The 18,655-nt window shown below is 70.8% G+C and carries 14 protein-coding genes; 13 read left to right on the top strand and 1 reads right to left on the bottom strand.

The genetic code is table 11. The features are described from left to right. Position 1: 1 nt before the first annotated feature. The 4 genes from ABZ382_RS05170 (at position 2) to ABZ382_RS05155 (ending at position 5,284) form a co-directional block, all read left to right on the top strand. Positions 2-1,903: a proton-conducting transporter membrane subunit gene (locus ABZ382_RS05170; RefSeq protein WP_357084346.1), complete on the top strand. Its 1,902-nt coding sequence runs from the start codon at positions 2-4 to the stop codon at positions 1,901-1,903. Between the two features lie 28 nt (positions 1,904-1,931). Then, positions 1,932-3,428: an NADH-quinone oxidoreductase subunit M gene (locus tag ABZ382_RS05165; protein WP_357085866.1), complete on the top strand. Its 1,497-nt coding sequence runs from the start codon at positions 1,932-1,934 to the stop codon at positions 3,426-3,428. Between the two features lie 19 nt (positions 3,429-3,447). Continuing rightward, positions 3,448-4,869: an NADH-quinone oxidoreductase subunit N gene (locus ABZ382_RS05160; RefSeq protein WP_357084343.1), complete on the top strand. Its 1,422-nt coding sequence runs from the start codon at positions 3,448-3,450 to the stop codon at positions 4,867-4,869. 61 nt (positions 4,870-4,930) lie between these two features. After that, entirely contained in the window at positions 4,931-5,284 is a 354-nt protein-coding gene (locus tag ABZ382_RS05155) for a VOC family protein (protein WP_357084340.1), read from the top strand. A 12-nt stretch (positions 5,285-5,296) separates the two neighbouring features. On the opposite strand, the gene ABZ382_RS05150 is transcribed toward ABZ382_RS05155, so the two are convergent. Further along, positions 5,297-7,477 (bottom strand): MMPL family transporter, encoded by a 2,181-nt coding sequence (locus ABZ382_RS05150; RefSeq protein ID WP_357084337.1) that lies wholly within the window; start codon positions 7,475-7,477, stop codon positions 5,297-5,299. Between the two features lie 93 nt (positions 7,478-7,570). Here ABZ382_RS05150 and ABZ382_RS05145 point away from each other — a divergent pair, with 93 nt between their 5' ends. The 9 genes from ABZ382_RS05145 to ABZ382_RS05105 all read left to right on the top strand — a co-directional run bounded on the left by ABZ382_RS05145 (position 7,571) and on the right by ABZ382_RS05105 (position 18,631). Further along, a complete protein-coding gene (locus tag ABZ382_RS05145; protein ID WP_357084334.1) occupies positions 7,571-8,266 on the top strand; it encodes a TetR/AcrR family transcriptional regulator in 696 nt (231 codons plus the stop codon). Positions 8,267-8,646: 380 nt separating this feature from the next. Beyond that, positions 8,647-9,909 (top strand): hypothetical protein, encoded by a 1,263-nt coding sequence (locus ABZ382_RS05140; protein ID WP_357084332.1) that lies wholly within the window; start codon positions 8,647-8,649, stop codon positions 9,907-9,909. A gap of 5 nt (positions 9,910-9,914) precedes the next feature. After that, positions 9,915-10,874: a glutamate ABC transporter substrate-binding protein gene (locus ABZ382_RS05135; protein ID WP_357085864.1), complete on the top strand. Its 960-nt coding sequence runs from the start codon at positions 9,915-9,917 to the stop codon at positions 10,872-10,874. 8 nt (positions 10,875-10,882) lie between these two features. Next, positions 10,883-12,064, top strand: a complete 1,182-nt coding sequence (locus ABZ382_RS05130) for a hypothetical protein (RefSeq protein WP_357084329.1) — start codon at positions 10,883-10,885, stop codon at positions 12,062-12,064. Next, positions 12,061-14,481, top strand: a complete 2,421-nt coding sequence (locus tag ABZ382_RS05125) for a tetratricopeptide repeat protein (RefSeq protein ID WP_357084326.1) — start codon at positions 12,061-12,063, stop codon at positions 14,479-14,481. Before ABZ382_RS05130 ends, ABZ382_RS05125 begins: the two co-directional genes overlap by 4 nt. Beyond that, on the top strand, positions 14,478-15,581 hold the full coding sequence (locus ABZ382_RS05120; RefSeq protein ID WP_357084323.1) for a PP2C family serine/threonine-protein phosphatase: 1,104 nt from the start codon (positions 14,478-14,480) through the stop codon (positions 15,579-15,581). The genes ABZ382_RS05125 and ABZ382_RS05120 overlap by 4 nt, the downstream gene beginning before the upstream one ends. Beyond that, entirely contained in the window at positions 15,578-16,867 is a 1,290-nt protein-coding gene (locus ABZ382_RS05115) for a VWA domain-containing protein (protein WP_357084320.1), read from the top strand. Before ABZ382_RS05120 ends, ABZ382_RS05115 begins: the two co-directional genes overlap by 4 nt. After that, complete coding sequence (locus ABZ382_RS05110; RefSeq protein ID WP_357084317.1) at positions 16,867-17,571, top strand: FHA domain-containing protein; 705 nt, start codon at positions 16,867-16,869, stop codon at positions 17,569-17,571. Before ABZ382_RS05115 ends, ABZ382_RS05110 begins: the two co-directional genes overlap by 1 nt. Positions 17,572-17,632: 61 nt before the next feature. Further along, positions 17,633-18,631: a phosphatidylinositol-specific phospholipase C gene (locus ABZ382_RS05105; protein WP_357084314.1), complete on the top strand. Its 999-nt coding sequence runs from the start codon at positions 17,633-17,635 to the stop codon at positions 18,629-18,631. Positions 18,632-18,655: the final 24 nt, after the last annotated feature.

Here is an 18,655-nt window from a genome sequence, read left to right as displayed (position 1 = left end):
CGTGCTGTGGTGGCTGATCGCCGTTCCGGCGCTGAGCGGAGTCTCGCTGCTGCTGTGCGGCCGTCGCGCGGACGGGATCGCGCCCGCGGCAGCGGTGACGGTCGCCGTGACGACACTGGGCCTGGCCGTCGCGAATGCCGTTCACCGCCGGGAGGTTTCGGCCCCGTTCCTGGCGAACGCACCGATCCGCCTGGGTGTGGACGGGCTGTCGGCGGTCCTGATCGTCACCGTGGCCGCGGTCGTGCTCTGCGTCCTGCTCTTCGCCGCGGGTGATCTCGCCCCACACGAACCCCGGGCCCGATTCCATGGCCTGATGCTGATGTTCGCCGCCGCCATGCTCGCCACCGTGACCGCGCAGACCCTGCTCACCCTGCTGTTCGCGTGGGAGCTCATGGGCGCGGCCTCCTACGCCCTCATCGGTTTCCATTGGCGCGACGAGCAGCGCGCGGCCTCGGGTCTGGTGGCGTTCCTGACCACCCGCACCGGCGATCTCGGCATGTACCTGGCCGCCGGCGCGACCCTCGCGGGCGGTTCGGCGGCCCTCGCGCTGGACGCCCTGCCCACCCTGTCGGACGGCTGGCGGGACGCCGCGGCGGCGGGCATCGTGGCAGCGGCGCTGGGCAAGTCGGCGCAACTGCCGTTCAGCTTCTGGTTGTCGCGCGCCATGGCGGGCCCGAGTCCGGTATCGGCCCTGCTGCATTCGGCGACCATGGTCGCGGCAGGCGCGTACCTGCTGATTCGCCTGGAACCGCTGCTGGCCTCGACGAGCTGGGCCGGTCCGGTGACCGCGTGGGCCGGCGCGCTGACGGCGGTGTCCCTCGGCGCGGTCGCGGTGTGCCAGCGGGATCTCAAGCAGTTACTCGCCGCCTCCACCTGTGCTCAGGTCGGCTTGATGGTGCTGGCCGCCGGGTCCGGAGCGATGGTCGCGCACGCGGCCACCGACCTGGCGGCCGACGGTGGCGGAATCGCCGCGGGCAGTGCCCATCTGGTCGCGCACGCGGCGGTGAAGAGCCTGCTGTTCCTGGCGGCGGGCGCGTGGCTGACGGCCCTCGGCACCAAGCAGCTCGCCGGGCTGCGGGGCGCGGCTCACGCGTATCCCCTGGTGGGCGTGCCCTTCACGATCGGCGCGCTCGGGCTGGCAGGCGTGCCGCCGTTCGCCTTGTGGCCGACGAAGGACGCCGTGCTCGCGGTATCCCGCGAGATCTCGACTCCGCTCTACGTGGCGGGTTTCGCCGCCACCATCCTGGGGGCGGTCTACGCCGCCCGAGCCCTCACCCTGGTGTGGCTGCCGAAGACCCCCGACAGCGAGAAGGCTTGGGACACCGAGGAACCCGGTACCCGCACGGTGAATCCGGCCGCGTGGCTGCCGCTGGTGGTGCTCGCGACCGCCGTGATCGCGGGCGGCGTCGCCGTCGCGCCCAGCGTGCACGACCGGTTCGCCCGCATCGTGCACACCGGCGCTGCCCCGGCCACCACCTGGTCCGAACTCGCCCTGTCCGGCACGGTCGCGATCCTGACGGTGGCCGTCGTCGCCACGCTGATCCGCCGCCGCGGCGACCTGCCCGCCCCGGCTCCTCTGGCGAACTGGCTCGGCCTCGAAGCCGCCGCCCGGAAACTGGTGGCCACACCGACTCTCGCGCTCGCGAACCTCCTCGCCGCCTTCGACGATCGCGTGCTCGCCCGCGGCATCCAGCTCGCCGCGACCTCCGGCCTGGCCGCCGCCCGCACCGTCGACCGCCGCGCCGAGGGCGCGATCGAGGCCACGGTGTCCGGCATCGCCACCGCCGCCCGCGATCTGGGCCGCTGGGCACGCCGCCCGGAAACCGGTCTGGTGCACCAGTACTACGCACAGGCGGTCGTGGCGCTCATGGTGCTGGCGGTCGTGCTGATGGTGCTGCGGTGACCCCGACCCGACGAAAGACGAGGTGAACGTGCTCACCGTCCTGGTGTTCCTGCCGCTGCTGGCGGGCGCGACCCTGCTCGCCGTGCCCCGGCTGGGTGACGGCGTGGTCCGCGCTGCCTGGGTGGGTGCCGGTGTCATCGAGGTCGCGCTGACGGTGGCGCTGTGGATCGGGTTCACCCGGAACCCGCCCGCCGCAGGAGAATTCGCCTACGAGGCGCACCACACCTGGATCCCCACGCTGCGCTCCGGCTACCACATCGGCGTCGACGGCCTCAGCCTCCCGCTGGTCTCGCTCACCACCGTGTTGTTCCTGGCCTGCGCGTGCTACGCCTGGCGTCGCCGGGATCGGCTGCGCTGGTTCGCGGCCCTGTTCCTGTTCCTGGAGTCGGTGTGCCTGGGCGTGTTCGTGTCCCTGGACCTGGTGCTGTTCTTCGTGTTCTTCGATCTGACGATCGTCGGCATGTACTTCGTCATCAATGGCTGGGGCCACGAGCGGGCCCGGCAGGCGGCATTGCAGTTCTTCCTCTACACCTTCATCGGCTCGCTGGCCCTGCTGCTGGGTTTCATCGTGCTGTACCTGGCCGCGGACCCGCACACCTTCGACATGGTCGAGTTGACCGCGGCGAATCCGCTGGCGGGCAACTCGGCTCGCGGCGCGGTGGCGCTGGCCGCCATCGTGCTGGGCCTGGCGATCAAGACCCCCACGTTCCCGTTCCATACCTGGCTGCCGCTCGCGCACACCGAGGCTCCTTCCGAGGGCTCGGCCATCCTGGCGGGCGTGCTGCTCAAGCTGGGCACCTACGGTTTCCTGCGGATCGCCATGCCGCTGCTGCCCGAGGCGTGGCGGCGCTACGCCCTGGTCCTGGTGGTCATCGGCGTGATCAGCGTGCTCTACGGGGCGCTCGTCGCGATGGCGCAGCGCAATGTCAAACGCATGATCGCCTACACCTCGGTCAATCACATGGGGTACGTGGTGCTGGCCGTCGGCGCGGCGGGCCTGGTCGCGGGCAATTCCGAGCACGCGCGCACCCTCGCGATCACCGGCGCGGTCACACAGATGGTCAGCCACGGCCTGATCACCGGCGCGCTGTTCCTGCTCGCGGGAGTCCTCTACGAACGCCGCCACATCTACGAGCTGGACGCCTTCGGTGGACTCGCCGGGCAGGCGCCGGTGTTCGCGGCCGTCACCGCGGCCGCGTTCTTCGCCTCGCTGGGCCTGCCGGGCTTCTCGGGATTCATCGCCGAGTTCCAGATCTTCGTCGGATCCTTCGCTCCCGCACCGGTGTTCACGGCGCTGGCGTTCCCGGGCATCGTGATCACGGCGGCGTTGCTCTTGCGCGCCTATCAGCGCCTGTTCCTCGGCGTCCCGCGCACCGAGGCGAGCTTCACCGATTTCACCGCGCCCGAGGCGATCTCGATCATGCCCCTGATGGTGCTGTCGGTCGCGATCGGCATCGCGCCGCGCGTGCTGCTGGATGTGGTGGAGCCCGCCGCCCGCGCCCTCGGCATCCTGGTGATGCGCTGATATGGGCGGGATGGGACCGATGTCCGAGGACCTGATGGTCCAGGACCTGCTCACCCTGATTCCCGAAGCGGCGCTGGCCCTTTCCGCGGTCCTGGGACTGGTGCTGGGTTCCTTCCTGCCCTGGGACAGGCAGTGGCCGGTGCGCCTGCTGGCCGCGGCGGGCGCGGTGACCGCGATCGTCCTGACGGTGATGGTCTGGAACGACCCGGCGAAGACCATTTTCGACGGCAGCTACGGCATCGATGTCGCCACCAATGCCATCCGCGTGACCGTCGCGGCCTCCCTGCTGATCCTGCTGGCCCTGTCGCTACCCGGAACCCGCGCCGCCGCACGCGAATCCGAGTTCATCGTGCTGCTCACTCTGTCCGGTGTCGGCACGATCCTGCTCGCCGGAGCCACCGACCTGCTGATCCTCATCAGTGCCTACCTACTGGCCAGCATTCCGCTCTACGCGCTCACCGGTTTCGGCAAGGACGCGCTGGGCACCGAGGCGGCCTTGAAGTTCTACCTGTTCGGCGCGCTCTTCGGCACCACCATGCTCTTCGGCGCGGTCCTGGTCCTGGGCGCGGGCGGCGCGACCGCCTACCCGATGATCGCGCAGACGGCCGCCGCCGCGCCACGCGCCGCGCTGGGGATCGGCGCGGTCGCGGTGCTGGGCGGACTGCTGTTCAAGGCGGGCGCGGTCCCGGCCCACTTCTGGGTTCCCGATGTCACCCAGGGCACCCGCCCGGAGGTCGCGGCCCTCGTCACCACGGTGCCGAAACTCGGTGCGGTGGTGGCCGTCTACCGGATCGCCGCCGAAGTCCTCGACGCCGGGGACCTGGACTGGCGCATGCTGATCGCCGTGATCGCGGTGGCCACCATGACGCTCGGCAATTTCGGGGCCTTCTTCCAAACCGATGTCCGCCGCCTGCTCGGCTATTCGACCATCTCCCAGGTCGGCTACCTGCTGGTCGGTGTCGCCGCCGCGAACCGCTCCACCCTGGCCCTCGGCGGGGTCCTCCTCTATCTCGCCGCGTACGCGCTCACCAATCTCGGTGCGTTCGCGGTCGTCTGCGCACTCCCCCGGCTGCGCACGCTCACCGACTACACCGGGTTGCTGCGCGCCCGGCCCGGACTCCTTGTCGCACTGGTGGTCTGCCTGCTCGGACTGGTGGGCACCCCGCCGACGGGCGTGTTCCTCGGCAAGCTCACCGTCTTCACCGCCGCCTTCGACGCGGGCCTGGGCTGGCTGGTGGTGATCGCCGTCCTCAATACGGTGGCCAGCGTCTTCTATTACCTCCGCTGGATCATCCCGGCTCTGAAGGGGCGTGCGGACCTGCCCGACTCCGCACCGGTCCCCCGCGTCACGGCCTACCTCGCCGCGGCGGGCTCCCTCATCGTCGGCCTGCTCGCAGGTCCCCTCCTCCATGCCTTCGAAGCCTCACCGCTCGCACACTGATTCACCGAACCGCCCGGAGTGGCAGTCGCCCGCACCGCTCCCGGCCCGGCAAGATGGCCTCATGGAACGAGTGCTCGGAATCGGCGGCTACTTCCTGCGGGCGAAGGACCCTGAGGCCCTCGGCGCCTGGTACCGGGAGAACCTCGGACTCGACGCCGATGAGCACGGCCTGTGGCGGCAGGAATCCGGGCTGACCGTATTCTCCACCTTCCCGGCCGACACCGATTACTTCGGCTCCCGCGACCAGCAGACCATGCTCAACTTCCGGGTCCGCGACCTGGACGCCATGCTCGCGCAATTGCGGGCCCGGGGCGCGAACGTCGCCGAGGAGATCGAGGACATGGAGGGTGTCGGCCGATTCGGCTGGGTGACCGATCCCGAAGGCCACCGCATCGAGCTGTGGCAGTCGGCCTGACCCTCCGCCCGGTCAGACCGAGACCGGCTCGGGCAGGCGCTCTTCCGCACGCCGCACCGGCTGATCTTCCTGCGGCCCTTCGATATTCAGTTCCGGCAGGATCCGGTCGAGGCGGCGCGGCAGCCACCACGCGGCCCGGCCCAGCAGGGCCAGCACGGCGGGGACCAGGGTCAGCCGCACCGCGAACGCGTCCACCAGCACACCCACGGCCAGCGCGAAGGCGATCGGCTTGATCATGGCGTCGTCGGTGGGCACGAACGAGGCGAAGACCACGACCATGATGGTGGCCGCCGCGGTGACCACCCGGGCATTGTGCCGGGTGCCCTCCACGATCGACCCCGTCGCGTCGCCCTCGCGCAGCCACTGTTCGCGGATCCCGGAGACGAGGAACACCTCGTAGTCCATGGCCAGCCCGAACAGCACGCCCACCAGGATGATCGGCAGGAACGCCACCACCGGACCGGTCTTGGCGACACCGAGAAGATCGGCCGCCCAACCCCATTGGAACACCGCGACCGTCACCCCGAGCGCGGCCGCGACCGACAGCAGGAAGGTCAGCGCCGCCTTCACCGGCACCGCGATCGAGCGGAACACCACCACCAGCAACAGCAGACTCAGCCCGACCACGACGCCGAGGAACGGGACCAGCGAAGCCGAAAGCCGTTGCGAGACATCGATGGTGACCGCCGTGTCACCGGTGACGGCCACCCGGGCGTCGGGGACGGCGGCGGGCGCCTGGCCGCGGATCGCGTGCACGAGGTCGGCGGTCTGCCCGGACTCCGGCGCGCTGCCCGGAACGACCATGACCAGCGACTGCCCGGTCCGCTGCGTCGGCTGCGGCGGCGCCACGAAGGCGACATCCGGCAGCCCGCGCACGGTCTCGGCCACCCGCGCGGCCGCTCCGGTATCGCCGCCGGCGTCGACGACCAACACGAGCGGGCCGTTGAATCCGGGACCGAACTTCTCGGCGATGGTGTCGTAGGCCTGCCGCTGCCCGGTCGCGGCGGCCGCGGATCCATTGTCGGGCAGCGCCATTCGCAGGGAGGCCGCGGGAATCGCCAGCACGATCAGCGCCCCCGCCACCGCCGCCACCGTCAGGATCGGCCGCGCGGTGACCAGGCGCGCCCAGCGCGCGCCCATGCTGTTCGCGCCGGTGGCCGCGGCCCGGCGCTCGGCCCGCGAACCGGCACGCGGCGCCAGCCGCGGACCGGCGAATCCGGCCAGCGCGGGGAGCAGCGTGATCGCCACCGCGACGGCGACCAGCACCGCGCCCGAGGCGGCCAGGCCCATGACGGTCAGGAACGGAATCCCGATGACGCTCAGCGCCGCCAGCGCGATGATCACCGTGGTGCCGGCGAACACGACCGCGCTGCCCGCGGTCTGGTTGGCCCGGACCACCGAGTCCCGAGGGGAGAGCCCCGCGGCCAGCTGCGACCGATGCCGCGACAGGATGAACAACGCGTAGTCGATCCCGACCGCCAGCCCGAGCATGAGCGCCAGCGTCAGGGCGGTCGAGGACACCGGCGCGACCGCGGCCACCCCCAGCAGCCCGCCCACCGTGACGGCGATGCCGAAGATCGCCGACAGCAGAGGCATCCCGGCCGCCAGCAGCGATCCGAAGGTGATGAGCAGCACCAGCACGGCCACACCCAGCCCGAGGACTTCGGTGAGTCCCGGTTGCATCTGGCCGACGCCGTACACGGTGCCGCCGACCGACACGTCCAGTCCGGCCTCCCGCGCCGAGTCTGCCGACCGCTCCACGGTGGTGCGGGCGTCCTCGCTCACCTGGGAGCGGTCGCCGGTGAAGGACACCATCGCGATCGCGGTCCGCTGATCGGGTGAGATCGTTCCCGCCTGCTGCGGCGTCGTGACCCCGACCGCGCCCGGCGCGGTGCCGGCGACCTCCAGGGTGTGCGCGATGGCCGCGCGGTAGGGCGCCTCCGAGATGAGGTGACCCGGCGGCGCGGTGAAGACCAGTTGGGCCGTGGCCCCCGCCGCGCCCGGTGCCGTCTCGGCCAAGGTGTCCAGCGCGTGCTGCGATTCGGCCCCCGGCACGGTGAACCGGTCGTCGAGGTGGCCACCCCCGACGGCGGCGCCACCGATCACGGCGATCAGCAGCGCGATCCAGATCGAGACGACCAGGCCGCGGCGTCGGAAGGCGAAGTCGCCGATCCTCCCCAGCACTGCGCTCATGGTTGATTCCCCTCGTGACACGAATGTTGACGTGTGTGAACTTTATGGGTGTTAACTTGCCACCGGATCTGTACAGGTGTCAACATCAATGTCGTGGCCATCACTGAGGACGCGCCGCAACGACCCGCTCGCGAAGCCCCCTATCACCACGGGGACCTGCGCAACGCCCTCGTTCGCGCCAGCGCCGAGCTCGCCGAGATCGGCGGACCCACCGCCGTCACCGTTCGCGCCGCGGCCCGTGCGGTCGGCGTGACGGCCACGGCCGCCTACCGCCATTTCAAGGGGCAGGAGGAGCTGCTGGCCGCGGTCCACGACCGGGCGGCCGAGCTGCTGTTCGAGGCCCTCGACACCGCGATGAAAGGCGTTCCGCAACAACCGGACCCGACCGCCACCGCCATCGCCCGGCTGGCGACCGCCGGCCGCGCCTACATCGAGTACGCCGACCGCGAACGCGGCCTGTTCCGAACCGCCTTCTGCACCACCGACATCGACATCGACAAGGACGTCACCGAGGACCCGATCTTCCACCTCATCGGGGTCGGCCTGGACGCCCTGGTCACCGTGGGCTTCATGGATTCCCGCCAACGCCCCGGCGCCGAATTCACCGCCTGGGCGGCGGTCCACGGCCTGGCCACTCTCCTCATCGACGCCCCCCTGGCCGATGCCACCGACGCCGACCGGGAGGCGGCGATCCACCACGCGATCGCCACCGTCCTGCGCGGCCTGGCCACCGGCCCCCACGCCGAGCCCTACCGCTCGAACGACCCGCACATCGCCCTTCCGGCCTGAACCGGCATGCCGCGCCGGGCGGCGGCGTCGGCATCAGCGGCACGAAAGTCGGCCACACCTCGAAACTCATCCGCATCCCGATATTCGAAGTCTCGGATTGCGGGAATTGGGATACGGTGGCATCGTCCGGAACTGATGACGTTGTGACATAAGGTGTCTGAGTCACATCGAGTGAATCGCCTGTTGCGCTGGAGCGTTTCCCGGTGATTACCAGCGGTGAAATCTGGATTTCACGGTCCGGTCACGAATGCGCGGACATTCGAAATCGGCTCCCGAACAATCGAATTCCAACCGTTCGGAACTCGATCGACAGCATGCGATCACTCCCGTACGATCTGGCCATACGGGGAGAACCGGCCCGTCGAACGGGGGAATCGGAGTTGAGGAGTCGCTTACCGGCGACCATTCGCAATGCCGCGGAATGGACGCGACGCCTGGCGCGCACCGCACCGGGTGTCATCGGCGCGGTGGGCGCGGCCCTCGCCCTGCTCGCCTTGATCGGCGGCCTGGTGACGGCGAATCAGCAGAGCGCCAAGCTCTCTCGCCACGACACCGCGCTGGCGCACACCGAGCCGCTGGCGAATGCCGCGCAACGCCTCTATGTGGCGCTCTCGACCGCCGACGCCGCGGCCTCCACCGCGTACCTGTCCGGCGGCATCGAGTCGCCCGAGGTCCGGATGCGCTACGAGAACGCGCTCACCGACGCGGCGGCCGCGCTGGCCGAGGCCACCACCGGAGCCTCGGACAACGAGACCCGCACCATCCTCGCCAAGATTTCGTCCGAATTGCCCAGTTACACCGGCTATGTCGAGGCGGCCCGCGCCAATAACCGCCAGGGCCTGCCGGTCGGCTCCGCCTATCTGCGCCAGGCCTCGGCCCTCATGCAGGGCTCGCTGCTGACGAACGCGGCCGAACTGGAGGGCATCCGCCTCGATCAACTGCACCGCGACCAGCGCGCCATCACCGGCCTGCCGCTGTGGAGCGTGGGCCTGCTGGTTCTCTTGCTGGCGGCCTGCGGCTACGGCTCCTGGCTGCTGGTGAACCGCACCAACCGGTGGATCAATCCGGGCGTGGTCGCCGCCGCGGGCCTCACCGCGATCGCCCTGCTCTGGATTCTGACCACCACCATCGCGGCCTCCGCGGCGATCGACACCGGCGCGACGGCCCGCTTCGAGAAGATCGCGCAGGCCCGGATTCTGGCCCAGCAGGCCCGCACCGAGGAGACCCTGCAACTGATCACCCGCAGCGACAGCAAGGCCAGCGAGGACCGCTTCGCCGCGGGCAGCGCGAAACTGCGCGCCGATCTGGGCGACCTGGTGAGCGCGGACTCACCCGCGTCCAAGGCCTTCTCCGGCTGGCAGGACGGCCATCAGAAGGAAGTGGCCGCGTATCTGAGCAATAACTATCGGGGCGCGGTGGACCAGACCGTGAAGGCCGACGGCACCGGATCCGCCGCGCAGTTCGCCGCGCTCGATGCCGCCTTGAAGACCGAACTCGAGCGCACCCGCCAGGAAGTGCGCGACGATGTGAACACGGCCGGAAATGCTCTCACCCTGAGTCCCCTGGGCACGCTGGCGCTGCTGCTGGCGGCGGCGGGCTCGATCGTCGTCGGGGTGTGGCCACGGTTGAAGGAGTTCTTGTGAAGCGGATGCGGATCATGGTGCTGGCGGCGGTGGCGCTGCTGGCCGCCGCGTGCGGTTCGACGCCCGAGGCCCCGCCCTTCCAGCTGCCTCCCGACAACCGGCTGCCGGCGGGTGCGAAGGTGCTCACCGCCGCCCCCAACCAGCGGATCGACCAGTCCTGCAACCCGACCGCGAGCCTGCGGCCGCAGGGCCCGCAGCCGCAGCCGGGTTCCATGCCGGCCGGATCGACCATGGCGGCCATCGTCGCCAACGGCAAGATCCGGGTCGGGGTGAACCAGAACGAATTCCTGTTCGGCTACCGCAATCCGGCGACCGGCGAGATCGAGGGCTTCGACATCGATCTGGCGCACGAGGTGGCCCGGGACCTGTTCGGCGACCCGGACCGGGTGGAGCTCAAGCCCATCGAGACCGCGAACCGGGTGCAGGCGCTGACCAAGGGTCAGGTCGACATGGTGGTGCAGAGCTTCACCGCGACGTGTGCGCGCCGCAAGGACATCCAGTTCTCCACGGTCTACTTCGAGACCGACCAGCGGGTTCTGGTGACCAAGGGCTCGGGTATCCGCTCGGCCGCCGACCTGGGCGGCAAGAAGGTGTGCGGCATCCCCAACTCGACCACCCTCGACGCGGTCTTCGCGCTCCCCCAGCGCCCCATCGTGATCGGCATCGACAACTGGCTGGACTGCCTGACCGCGCTGCAACAGGGCGAGGTCGACGCCGCGAGCACCGATCTGCCGCTGCTGTACGGACTGAAGATCCAGGACCCGAATCTCGAGGTGGTCGGTGACGCCATGGCCTCGGACAACTACGCCATCGGGATCCAGCAGCAGGCCACCGATTTCGTGCGCTTCGTCAACGGCGTGCTGGAGCGGGTGCGCAACGACGGCACCTGGCAGCGGCTCTACAACAAGCGGCTGAGCGTGCTCGGGCCGTCCAACGGTCCCCCGGCGCCCAAGTACAGCGATTGAGTTCGGCCATGCAACCGAATCCGGGGCACATTCTCAGCGTCGCCGAGATCGATCGCGACATCGCCGAGCGCGCCCGCGAGATCGAGATCATCGCCGCGACCCTGGTGGAATTGGACAAGCATCCCGGTCTGGTCCTGCTGCGGCGGTTCCCGCCCACCGGCGTGACCGAGCAGCGCTGGGCTCCGGCCCGCGCGGCGCTGGAACTGCTGTGGGAGGACTTCGGCCGCCTGGGCACGGTGCTGGATCGCGCGCGGTCCGCGCGGGCCCGGCGGCGACTGGACGCCCTCGATCGCGAGGAGCTGACCCGGCTGCTGCGCGGGCAGCCGATCGAGCTGGCGCGCACCGCGATTCCCATGTCGCAGCGCGCGCTGGGCGGGCCGCGCGAACAGGTCCAGCTGATCGGGATCGCCGAACTGCTCGAGCGCATGCACGCGGCCTTCCCGGGCGTGGTGCGGGTGCTCGAAGCCGTGGAGGCGGTCAATGACCGGGTGATGTCGGAGGTCGCGCCGCTGCGCGCGGAACTGGATCGGGTCGGCTCGGCCATGCCGCAATTGCGGTCGCTGGCCGTCGATCTCGACGAACTGTCGGTCCAGGTCGCCACCGATCCGCTCGCGCTGGCGCCGGACGCCCTGGACCGCCGGTTGACCGAGCTGTCGCGCCGCATGCGCGAGGCCGCGACCGTCCTGGCCGATCTGCGCGCCATGTCCGCGGACTGGGACACCGCGGTCGAACGCGTGCGGACGCTGATCGACGTGCTGCGCAAGACCTATGAGCGCGCCGACCACGCGCGCGCCGAAGTGGAAAGCATCATCCTGGCCGCGCCCCTGCCCCGCCACGCCGACGACAGTTCCGTCTACAGCGCGGAATTGACCGCGCTCGACGCCGAGCAGCCCACCCCGGCCGCGCTGTGGGAGCTGCGCCAGCGCATCGCCGCCGCTCTCGACACCGCGACCCACAACGAGCAGCTGGCCCAGGGGCTGCTCGACCGCCGACTGGAACTGAAGGGACGCTTCAGCTCCTATCGCGCGAAGGCCGCGCGCCTGGGCGTCAGCGAGGAACAGGATGTCCTGGCCTCGAGTCGCATCGCCGCCGGACTGCTGGCGCGCCGGCCCTGCGACCTGGCCGCGGTCACCCGCGCCATCACGGACTACCGCCAGCTCATCGCGCAGAAATCGGGGAGGCGATCATGAACTGCACCGAGCCCGGCTGCACCGGGACCATCGAGGACGGGTACTGCACCGTCTGCGGCACCGCCCCGAGCCCGGGGGCGGCCACACCGAGCACCGGGGGCGCGTCGGGCTCGGCACCCGGCAACCCGGTCACGAGCACGGGCATCCCGGCCGGCGCGTCGTCCGACAGTTGCACCGAACCCGGCTGCACGGGAACGATTCTCGACGGCTACTGTGACGTCTGCGGCAGCGCGCCCGCACCGGTCTCGGCGCTGGCCACCACCGCGCAGGCGAGTAGCGCGACCACCGGCACCGGATCCACGGCCACCAGCCGGGCCTCCCGCAGTGGGCGTTCGGTCCGCACCGGCCGCTCGGGTTCCTCCGGCGCGAGCCGCGGCCGACTCGGCGCGGGCATGGTGAAGGTCCCCTCGGTCCCCCGCCGCGATCCCACCGAAGCGGTCCTCGCCGACCCGGAAGTGCCCGAGCACCACCGTGATTGCGGCAAGTGCGGCCGACCGGTCGGCCGTAGCCGCAATGGCGAGCCGGGCCGCGCCGAGGGGTTCTGCGCGCATTGCGGGACCCGCTTCTCCTTCACCCCCAAGCTGTCGAGCGCCGATCTGGTCGGCGGCCAGTACCAGGTGCTGGGCCCGCTCGCGCACGGCGGCCTGGGCTGGATCTATCTGGCGGTCGACCACAAGGTCGACAATCGCCCGGTGGTGCTCAAGGGCCTGCTCAATACCGGCGACGCCGACGCCATGCGGGCGGCGGTGGCCGAGAAGCGGTTCCTCGCCCAGGTGGATCACCCGAACATCGTGCGGATCTACAACTTCGCCGAGGACACCGGTCCCGACGGCAAGCCGGTCGGCTACATCGTCATGGAGTACGTGGGCGGCAAATCGCTCAAGCAGATCCTGCGCGAGCAGCGCACCGCCGATCAGCAGTACCTGCGGCCCGCGCGCGCCATCGCCTACATCCTGGAGATGCTGCCCGCCCTGGAGTACCTGCACGATCGCGGCCTGGCCTACTGCGATTTCAAGCCCGACAACGTGATGCAGACCGAGGAGCAGCTCAAGCTCATCGACCTGGGCGCGGTGATCGGCCTGCACGATCAGACCGAAACCATCTACGGCACACCGGGATACCAGGCCAAGGAGATCGCCCGGACCGGGCCGACCGTGGCCTCCGAGGTGTACACCGTGGGCCGCACGCTGGCGGCGCTGATCATGCGGATCCCGCCGGTGAACAACGAGCTGGGCCCGCTGCCCGGCCCGGACGCCGAACCGCTGATGGCCCGCCACGAGTCGCTCTACCGATTCCTGCTGCGCGCCACCGACATCGACCCCGACGCGCGGTTCACCTCCATGACCGAGATGGGCGATCAGCTCACCGGCGTGCTGCGCGAGGTGCTGGCCCGCGAGGACGGACGGCCCCGGCCGGGCCTGTCCACCCGGTTCGGCCCGCCGCGCGGGGTGTTCGGCGTCGGTGACCAGCTGCCCGATGACCCGCGCGACATCATCGCCGCGCTGCCGGTCCCGCTGATCGATCCGGGCGACAGCGGCGCCGCCCTGCTCGCCTCGACCAGCGCGGTCACCCCCGAGGACCTGGAGCGCGAGATCAACGCGGGCCTGCAGTCGGTGGTCACCGGCCAGTCCGAGTCGGTCGAGATCCCGCTCCGATTGATCCGCGCCGCACTGGAATTCGGAGACGCCGACGACGCCCTGCGCCGTCTCGACGAGGTGGAGTCCACGCTCGCCGGGGACTGGCGGCTGACCTGGTTCGCGGGTCAGGCCCGCCTGCTGCAAGGCGATTGGGCCGCCGCCACCGCCGAATTCGACGCGCTCTACAGCGCGCTGCCGGGCGAGGCCGCCCCGAAGCTGGCCCTGGCCGTCACCGCCGAGCTGCTGGCCGCCGACGGCGCCGAGGCCGACGCCGCCCGCGCGGAAACCTATTACGACCTGGTGTGGCGTACCGACCGCACCTTCACCAGCGCGGCCTTCGGCGCCGCCCGCTCGCGTCGCGCGGCCGGTGACGGCCCGGGCGCGGTCGCGGTGCTGGACCAGGTCGACGCCGCTTCGGCGGTGCACACCGAGGCGGGTGTCACCGCCGTCGAGACCTTGCTGGCCGTGAACGATCCCGCCGAGCTCACCGAACAACTGGTGCGCGACGCGGGGACCCGGATCGGCAAGCTGACCCTGGACTCGAAACGCCGTGCCGCCCAGGCCCGGCTGCGAGTCCTGGACGCGGCGCTGCGCTGGCTGCGCCTGGGCAGGGTGCCCACCGACCATTCCCCGCTACTGGGGGTGGCGCTCGATCAACAAGGGGTACGGACCGGTTTGGAACGCTGCTATCGCGATCTCGCGCACGAGACCGACGACATGTGGGAGCGCATCGCCCTGGTGGAACAGGCCAATGCCGTGCGCCCGAGGACGCTGCTGTGACGGCCCGCTGCCCGCGCTGCGGCACCTTCGCCGCGGACACCGACCGCTTCTGCGAGGCGTGCGGGAGCAAACTGGGGGTGCGGCTGATCGCTCTGCCGCCCAAGGAGTTCCGGCCCGGGTCCGGCTCCACGGTGCCGGTGGCCGACGCGGCCCGCAATGCGCGCCGCGAGGGCGGCGACGGCGCCGGCTTCGCGGCGGGTCCAGCTCCTGACTGCCACGGCTGCGGGGGCACGGCCTTCGATCCGGACGGCTACTGCGCCAGTTGCGGTGAGCTGGGCCCCGAGCGCGACCGCTTCGAGGCGGACCTGGGCACGGCGTGCCTGGTCACCGATCGTGGTCTGCTGCATGCCCGCAACGAGGACGCGGTCGCCGCGGCCGTGCTCGACAGCGCGTCGCCGGATCGTCCCGCCACCGCGGTGATCGCGGTCTGCGACGGGGTGTCCACCTCCGAGGATCCGCAGGCGGCCTCGGGCGCGGCGGTCCGCGCGGGCCTGGACGCCACCCTGGCCGCGCTCGCGGCCGGCCGGTCCGCCGAGGACTGCGCCCTGGCCGGGCTCACCGCCGCCGCCGACGCGGTCAAGGCGGTGGGCACCCCCGACGGCAAGTCCCCGTCGTGCACCTACGTCTCGGCGATCGTGCAGTTCCAGCCCGACGGCGGCGCGGCCGTCACGGTCGCGAACGTCGGTGACAGCCGGGCCTATTGGCTGCGCCCGGGCGACGACTCCGAACGCCTCACCGTCGACGACACCCTGGCCCAGGCCATGGTGGACAACGGCCTGCTGGACGCGGCCACCGCCATGGACGGCCCGCACGCGCACGTGCTCACCCGCTGGCTCGGCGCCGATTCCGAGCACCAGTGGTCCCCCAGCTGCGTTCGCACCCTGCGCACCAGCGAACCCGGAGTGCTGCTGCTGTGCAGCGACGGCCTGTGGAACTACCTCCCCGAGGCGGCGGCCCTGTCCCGCTTCACCAGCTCGCAGCCCGCCCTGCTCGCGGCGCGCGCCTTGGTGGAGCACGCGCTCGGCGCGGGCGGCAAGGACAACATCACCGTCGCGCTCGTCCCCGTCCCCTCCCTCGCACCGTCAGGAGACACCCCGTGACTTCCGCTGAGAACCAAGGCCTTTCGGTCGCCGTCGACCAGAACGAATTCCTCGCCGAGGGCGCGCGCACGGTCGACGCCATCGTGACCGTGGAGGCCACCGACGATCTGGTGGTGTCGGTGGCGCCCGCGCCCCGGGTCGAGATCCTGATCATCGACACCTCGGGCTCGATGGGCGGCGCGGGCAAGTTCGCGGGCGCGCGCCAGGCCACCCTGGCAGCCTTGGATGTCATGCCCGACGGCACCCGTTTCGCGATCGTGGAGGGCACCGACAAGGCGCAGGTGGTGTACCCGCACAGCGGCGCGTCCGCGGTGGCGAGCCGGCAGGAACGCGCCAATGCTCGTCGCGCCCTGGACAAGCTGTCCCCGCACGGCGGCACCGCCATCGGCACCTGGCTGGGCCTGTCGCGGCTGATCGCCAAGCAGCATCCGGGCGCGATGGTGCACGCCATCCTTCTCACCGACGGCCGCAACGAGCACGAGACGCCGGAGCGGCTGGCCGAGGAGATCCAGTTGTCGACGGGCGTCTTCACCTGCGACTGCCGCGGCGTCGGCGCGGACTGGGAGCCGAACGAGCTGCGCGCCATCGCCTCCGCGCTGCACGGCACCGTGGACATCGTGAAGACCGCGGACCAGCTGGCCCAGGATTTCGCGGCCATGATGGAAACCTCCATGGAGAAGGCGATTCCGGAGCTCACGCTGCGGGTGTGGACGCCGGTGGGCGCGCGGATCGCGTTCATCAAGCAGGTCGCGCCGTTCATCGAGGACCTCACCGCGCGCCGCGTCGAGGCGGGTCCGCAGATCGGCGAGTACGCGCTGGGTTCGTGGGGCGCGGAGGATCGCGACTACCACGTGCAGCTCGATGTCGAGCCGGCCGCGGCCGGTCGGGAGAAGCTGACCGCGCGGGTGAGCGTGCTGGCCGACGGCGAGATCCTCGGGCAGGGTCTGGTCAAGGCGGCCTGGACCACCGACACCGACAAGTCGGCGATCATCAGCCGCCGCGTCGCCCACTACACCGGGCAGGCCGAACTGGCTCAGACCGTGCAGGAGGGCCTGGCCGCGCGCAAGCAGGGCGACTTCGCCACGGCCACCGCCAAACTCCAGCGCGCGTACCACCTGGCCACCGAGTCCGGCAATGAGAACACCGCCAAGCTGCTGCTGAGTGTGGTCGACGTGGTCGACGAGCGCACCGGCACCATCCGGCTGCGCAACAAGGTCGATCCCGCCGACGAGATGGCCCTCGACGTGCGCTCCACGAAGACGGCCCGCGTCCGCAAGGAGCCGTGATGGCGTTCTGCACCGACGGGCACGAGACCACCGCCGCCGACTACTGCGACACCTGTGGTGCGCCGGTCGGGGACGGGCCGGTCACCGCCGCACCGCCTCCGGCGCTGTGCCCGTCCTGCGGGGTGCCCGCCGAGGGGCGGTTCTGCGAGAACTGCGGGCACGATTCGGCCATGCCGCCACCGCCGCCCGCACCGACCGCGCCAGGCGGGGACGAGCGGTCGGCAGGGACGGTCGGGGAGCCCGAGGGGTCGACGGCGCAAACCGAGGGCGACATCCGGGAGAACCCCGACGGCGGGCCGGTCTGGGTGGCGACGGTGACCGCCGATCCGGGGCACTACGCGCGCATGCGGGCCCAGAAGGGCCCGGACCTGGATCGGGTCGACTTCCCCGACTACTACCCCGATCGCCGAATCCCGTTGCGGGGGCCCAATATCCTGATCGGGAAACGCAGTGTCTCGCAGGGCGTGCACCCGGATATCGATCTGTCGGTCGCGCCCGCCGATATCGCGGTGTCGCGCTCGCACGCGATCCTCCATATCAGTGGCAGCACGCTGACCGTCACCGATCTCGGGTCCACCAACGGCACCTGCATCAACGAGAGCCCGACCCCGATCGCACCCAAGACCGCCATACCCCTGCGGGACGGCGATCGCATCCATGTGGGCGGCTGGACGACCATCACGTTGAGCACGGAACCAGGCTGACCCCACCGATTCGGGCGATTCGGCGATCTTGGACCGCCGTCCAGGTTAGGCTCCCCGCTCTATGAGCCTGACGCGCCGAGACTTCGCCCGCACCACCCTGGCCGCCGTCGCCGGCACGGTCGCCACCGGCCTGACCGGCGCTGCGGCCCAGGCGATTCCGCACGCCCGGACCGTGGCGGCGGCCCCGCAGGCGTGGATGGCGGCACTGGCCGACACCACCCCGCTGCTGCGCCTGACCATTCCCGGCACCCACGACTCCTGCGCCACCGATCCGGCCAACGGCACCGAATGGTCCCACACCCAGAACTGGTCGCTGCCCGACCAGTTCGCGCACGGCATCCGGTTCCTCGACATGCGCTGCAACGGACTGCAGGACCACACCGCCGACTCCTTCGGCATCTACCACAGCGGCTTCTACCAGGGCATCACCTTCGACACCGTGCTCGATCAGTGCCGGACCTTCCTGGCCCGCAATCCGGGCGAGGTCCTGATCATGCGGGTCAAGAAGGAGGACGGCACCAATAACGACGTGGGCTCGAACTTCGAGCGAATCTTCAACGGCTACCTGGACGCCAAGGGCTACCGCTCGCTGTTCTGGCTGGAGAACCGCTTCCCCGCGCTCGGCGAGGCGCGCGGCAAGATCGTGCTCATCGCGCAGTTCGCGAACGCCCTGGGCTGCCTGCAGTGGCCGGGTGGCGACAACGGCGTGTTCAGCACCGATCGCATCTACCTGCAGGACCGGTACAAGGACCGCGGACTGGCCGGACTGGATTCGGGATCCTCGAACTTCGGTTCCTCCGGCGGCGACAAATTCGATTACGTCCGCGACTGTTTCGACAAAGCCGCGGCCGATCCCGCCAACACCGTCGAGTACATCAACTTCACCAGTTTCGCCGACAACGCCTGGCCCAAGGACAATGCCGCGGCCATCATGCCGAAGGTCGACGCCTACCTCACCGCGCACCGGAGCCAGGCCGCGCACTACGGCATCGTGCCCATGGACTTCCCCGACCGCTACCCCACGGTTGTCACCCAGTTGATCGAAAAGAACTTCGCCTGAGGCGATCTCGCCGGATGGCCGCCA

Origin of the sequence: Nocardia sp. NPDC005825, assembly GCF_040630175.1 — a bacterium.
GTDB lineage: Bacteria > Actinomycetota > Actinomycetes > Mycobacteriales > Mycobacteriaceae > Nocardia.
This window is presented reverse-complemented; position numbering and strand designations above follow the sequence as displayed.